This window comes from Agaribacillus sp. DX54, assembly GCF_056858335.1.
Genome location: NZ_JBXEQE010000077.1, coordinates 1 through 4,328, shown reverse-complemented (window position 1 = coordinate 4,328; position 4,328 = coordinate 1). Strand labels below are relative to the sequence as shown.

6 protein-coding genes are annotated in these 4,328 nt (G+C 36.2%); 1 reads left to right on the top strand and 5 read right to left on the bottom strand.

The window, feature by feature from the left end; all coding sequences use genetic code 11:
- Window positions 1-290: 290 nt before the first annotated feature.
- The gene (locus AC04NP_RS30280) at window positions 291-962 is read right to left on the bottom strand and encodes a helix-turn-helix transcriptional regulator (RefSeq protein ID WP_482863867.1); all 672 of its coding nucleotides are present in this window, start codon (window positions 960-962) and stop codon (window positions 291-293) included.
- Between the two features lie 274 nt (window positions 963-1,236).
- On the opposite strand from AC04NP_RS30280, the gene rhuM reads away from it, so the two are divergent.
- The gene (gene rhuM / locus AC04NP_RS30275; protein WP_482863866.1) at window positions 1,237-1,386 is read left to right on the top strand and encodes a RhuM family protein; all 150 of its coding nucleotides are present in this window, start codon (window positions 1,237-1,239) and stop codon (window positions 1,384-1,386) included.
- Window positions 1,387-1,680: 294 nt separating this feature from the next.
- On the opposite strand, the gene AC04NP_RS30270 is transcribed toward rhuM, so the two are convergent.
- From AC04NP_RS30270 to AC04NP_RS30255, 4 genes are all read right to left on the bottom strand, one after another.
- The gene (locus AC04NP_RS30270) at window positions 1,681-2,394 is read right to left on the bottom strand and encodes a PKD domain-containing protein (protein WP_482863865.1); all 714 of its coding nucleotides are present in this window, start codon (window positions 2,392-2,394) and stop codon (window positions 1,681-1,683) included.
- 138 nt (window positions 2,395-2,532) lie between these two features.
- Window positions 2,533-2,964: a hypothetical protein gene (locus tag AC04NP_RS30265; RefSeq protein ID WP_482863864.1), complete on the bottom strand. Its 432-nt coding sequence runs from the start codon at window positions 2,962-2,964 to the stop codon at window positions 2,533-2,535.
- A gap of 115 nt (window positions 2,965-3,079) precedes the next feature.
- Complete coding sequence (locus AC04NP_RS30260; protein WP_482863863.1) at window positions 3,080-3,319, bottom strand: hypothetical protein; 240 nt, start codon at window positions 3,317-3,319, stop codon at window positions 3,080-3,082.
- A gap of 651 nt (window positions 3,320-3,970) precedes the next feature.
- Complete coding sequence (locus AC04NP_RS30255) at window positions 3,971-4,219, bottom strand: hypothetical protein (RefSeq protein WP_482863862.1); 249 nt, start codon at window positions 4,217-4,219, stop codon at window positions 3,971-3,973.
- Window positions 4,220-4,328: the final 109 nt, after the last annotated feature.

Genomic DNA, 4,328 nt, shown 5'->3' with positions numbered 1-4,328 from the left:
AAGGCTCTTGGGTGGTTTAATCTATCTTATAAAAAGGATCAAATAATCGATACTTGCCATGAACTATTGGCTGACAATAAAATTCCCAAAAGGGTAAAAAACGAAGCCTTCAAAACACTGGGACGGTTAAATACGGCCTGGCTCCGTTAGGTTTTGATAATTGGAAAAAGGAGTACTGTTTTAATCTTGTGCGTAAGCTGAGCATTGCGGATGGCCCCTGTACTGATCCGGCCCCCCGCATTACTCATTCCTGATGGCTTTTACTTTTAACCTATAAAGACGAAGCGTTTTTATTTGTTAATATTTACCTCATCCGGCCTGATAATATTATTGGTGATGGCAAATACGGTTAAGCCGGCAATCGTTTTGATACCCAGTTTGTCTGTAATATTTTTTCTATGGGTAATTACTGTATTTGTACTGATATGTAATTTGTCCGCTATTTCTTTATTTGAGTAACCATGGGCCACGGATTTCAGCACTTCGATTTCGCGTTCACTCAGGTTTTCAAAGTGATAGCGCTTGCTTTTATTCACTGAATCAAAAAAGAATTCCTGGAATCTCCTCACGATTTCCTCTTGACTATCCATCTTAATCGCAAAATCCAGGCAAGGACAATTGCCAACATCTTTGTCTCCCAATCCCATCAGCTTACAACAGAAACACCCATCCATCATATCGTCATCCAGGATCATAACACTCATATATGGCCGGTTTTTCCTGATTTCATTCAGTTGGTGTTCTGAGGGGTCCGGAATTATTTCTTTGTTGATTATCAAAAAATCAACATCATCATTTTGAGAAATATTGCTTAGCATACTGTCATAACTATTTGTTTCCAATAGTTCTGTTTCTACGCCAATCACATTGATGATGGTCTTTATTCCGAGGCGGTACAAAAATTGTTTTGCCGCAATTATTACCTTTATTTTTTTAGTTTGGTTCGGCGCTACCTGTATCATAAGTTTACTAATCGAAAAGTATAGATCTTAGAATACCTTTAATCGGTAATAATTAAATCATGGGGTCTCTAGTTTTGAAAATTTGATTTCATCCTGGGAGTTATGTTGATGAAAATCGTTTTCAAAACAGGAATGAAATATTTTATCCGTATGTAAGATGATAATGCTACTATAAATTCCATAATCCTCCAGTTATAATAAAAAAGCATTGGGCCGTCATTGAACAACAAATATATTTATTTAGAATGATTATGAATAGTAAAATTTACTATGATTGAGAAAGAAAATACCCAAATATTACAACTTGGATGTCATCATTTCGGTTGGATACAGGGGCAAATTTCTTCGTGGTGGAATCCAATTCCGTCAATGGGCAAGTAATCGATTGAAAGACTATTCGATTAAAAGCTATTTTGGCGTGTGATCAATATGACTTAATCCAAAAGCACACCGAAGCTGACACCACCCGCAAGCATTATTTTAACAAATCATTCGCCGTCTCCCTGATGATGGAGTAAGACTTTTTTGCGATAAAACAAGCGGTAAAATCACCAACAACATAAAGAGACTTTTTGGAGTAAAAAATTGAAGTTTCACTCACCTGGGTGGGCAGCTGGTAGAAAATAAATGGAAATTTGCCCTTGAGTCTAGGCATTACTACTATCTGGAGGGGGCTGACTGCCAACTGACCACCAGTGCGCCTAACTGATTATGCGCATCATCGACTCTCGTAATAAAATTCATCTTCGCTTAATCCACGCTTGAGATAAAGTTGATTTTTGTCTACAACTATCGTGTAACCTACCTTGGACGCCAGGCCAATAGAAATGCCGTTGTTTCTATTGTATGGATCTGATTCAAGATAAAACCATCCATAGCCTTCGGGTCCGTATCCACTACAACGTACGGAATCTTCACCACAAATCTGAAGCCCGCTTTTCAGCCACTTATGTTCTCCATCATACGAAGGAGGGTCACCATTATTATAAAACGTCTGTGCATAATGGCAAGTTAAACAATTATCGAAATTCACTTCAGTTCCTTGTACATCAACCCATTTGGTCAAAATCCAAGTTTTGGACTCTTCACCGGCAAGCAAATTAATAATGCTGTCTTTAACAGTAACTTGCAATGTAAAATCTTTACAACTAGTCGAATTACAGGCTTTTAAGGTTAATTCGTATACTCCTTTTCTATTATAAGAATGTTCAACGATGGAGTCGGGACTTACCGTTCCATCTCCAAAATCCCATGCTATAGTATGGGCATTTTCAGAATGATCCACTACCACAAACCCACTCCCGGCATAAAACCCATTGTTGTTTTTTGAGATATCGAATTGAGGAATTGGTTCCGGCTGTGTTTCAGCAGACTCTTGACATGCAACTGATAGAAATAAAACACCAGTGATTAGCATAAGAAACTTTACCATTTTTTCGTCTTTGGGTATAAAGTCTAGCTAAAATAAGTAAGCGCACTTTTGCCAGACAAGATCAAGTTTGATTTTCTCGGATTGTTTTCAAGGTGCAAAGTTCGCATATTGATTTTTAGCATTTGTTGTGAAGGTGTTTTAATTCAGTTTTGTCATTCCAAATTGATCAATCGCTTGTTTTCTGTTTTCAGCTAACGAAAAACTCAAATCAGTCCAAGCAGTTCCTTCAATTCCCTTGAGAACAATTCCGTTTTCCGTTTTTGTAATAGTGAAAAGAAAATCTGCGAGATTAGCATCTTTTTCAGAAGAAACTTTATCCGTTTTTGTCATTCCGTGTTCATCAATCGCTTGTGGTAGGTCGTTGTCAATACTAAATGCCAAATCAACCCAAGCACTTCCTTCGGTGCTTGTCAGCTTAATTCCATTGTCAGTTTTCTCCACAACAATTTTAAAATCCTTTAAATCAGTAGATTTTTTTTCTTGAGCAAGAAGATCAGAGTTCACTATAATAAAAAGTACAGCAATTAGTAAAGTTGAACTTAGCTTTTTGAAATTCGATTTTGTTTTCATACCTCAAGTTTTAAAAGTTAGATATCGATTACAAGTATAGTTAAGAAAAACAATAATTTATTTTGTTTAAAAAAATCTTTCATTGCTATGTATATTGATTCTTTATCCATAATGATTAATTGTTCAAGCCATTATCGCTAATGTCTAAACTTGTCATACCGTTTGTGGTGTTTAAACTAATTCCCTCGATTTCAGCAACGCCATCAATTTTCTGAATATCTGAAAGCATGCTTTCAAAAGTTGACATGTTTTCATTGATAGTAGCTTCTAATTGTTCTGCTTGTGTTTCAAGATCACCTGTGTCAGTAACAGTATTGTAACTTGTTGAAAGGTTTAGAACTATGAATAAAACCATAACTCCGGAGGCAATAAAGAAGTAGGTTTTTATTTTCTTTTTTGGGTAGACGAAATTAACCCCGATAGAACAACCAAATCTATTAAGAATGCGATTATTCTTTTTGCTGAGTTTATGGCGGTAACTCTTTGCTTTTTGTAGCCTGGTTCTTTTGTGTTTAGCCGTGCAAATTCATTTATCATTATCATTCCAAAAAAAGGAAGGATCAATATTAACAAGTATAGAATTTGCCTTTTCATATATTGGGCCCAACGTTCCGCACCAGCATCGTAGTTTGGTCTGAGCGTTAGCCTTAGGCGACCGTGGCTTTTATGCATTAGCTGCTTTTATTTATTAAATCAATTAAAATTCCAATGGCGGTAACAAGAATTATAGAGGTCATCCAACCTAAAAAGTAGGAAAAAAACCCTTAATGTAACTTGATACTTTGTGCCTGTTGAAAAACCTTCCAATTGCCCAGGTAGAGTAAATAATTCCAATTAATAAGCTTTTAAATTAATTTGTCCAAAGGAATATATCTTTCTTTTATTATGGTAAAATGATGTATTTGATGGGCAGCAATAGTGAGCCCAATGGCAAAAAGAGGCATTTCGTATTCAAAAAATTGACAGTTTGTTTCAAGTATTTTCTTACTGAAAGATTCAAACATCATTATTGTTGATTGGCGGTAAGCCTGCACTTGCCCCTGTTGCTCGAATCATACCTGCGTGGCGCCACTATGGAGTCTATCAGCTCTTCATGTTCTACTGAGCCTTTTAGCATTGCTTGATCATGTATCCGGCGGTAGGACTCTATATATTTCCTTACCCTCTTGCGACCGATGTGTAATTCACGGGATATCTGTCTTTGTGATTGACCATCTCTGAAATAGCGTAATATTATTTTTTGTTTAGTACTCATGGTTATCATTTGTTAGGTTTTGGGATCTTTAAAAAATCACAAAACTAAGCATTGGTAACTGGTACCTTTTTCAATTGAAATGTGGCGCCCTTTTCAATTAATATAGACA

Coding starts and splice junctions, on each gene's coding strand:
- AC04NP_RS30280 (WP_482863867.1), bottom strand. CDS start 962: ATGATACAGGTAGCGCCGAACCAAACTAAAAAAATAAAGGTAATAATT.
- AC04NP_RS30260 (WP_482863863.1), bottom strand. CDS start 3,319: ATGGTTTTATTCATAGTTCTAAACCTTTCAACAAGTTACAATACTGTT.
- AC04NP_RS30255 (WP_482863862.1), bottom strand. CDS start 4,219: ATGAGTACTAAACAAAAAATAATATTACGCTATTTCAGAGATGGTCAA.
- AC04NP_RS30270 (WP_482863865.1), bottom strand. CDS start 2,394: ATGGTAAAGTTTCTTATGCTAATCACTGGTGTTTTATTTCTATCAGTT.
- AC04NP_RS30265 (WP_482863864.1), bottom strand. CDS start 2,964: ATGAAAACAAAATCGAATTTCAAAAAGCTAAGTTCAACTTTACTAATT.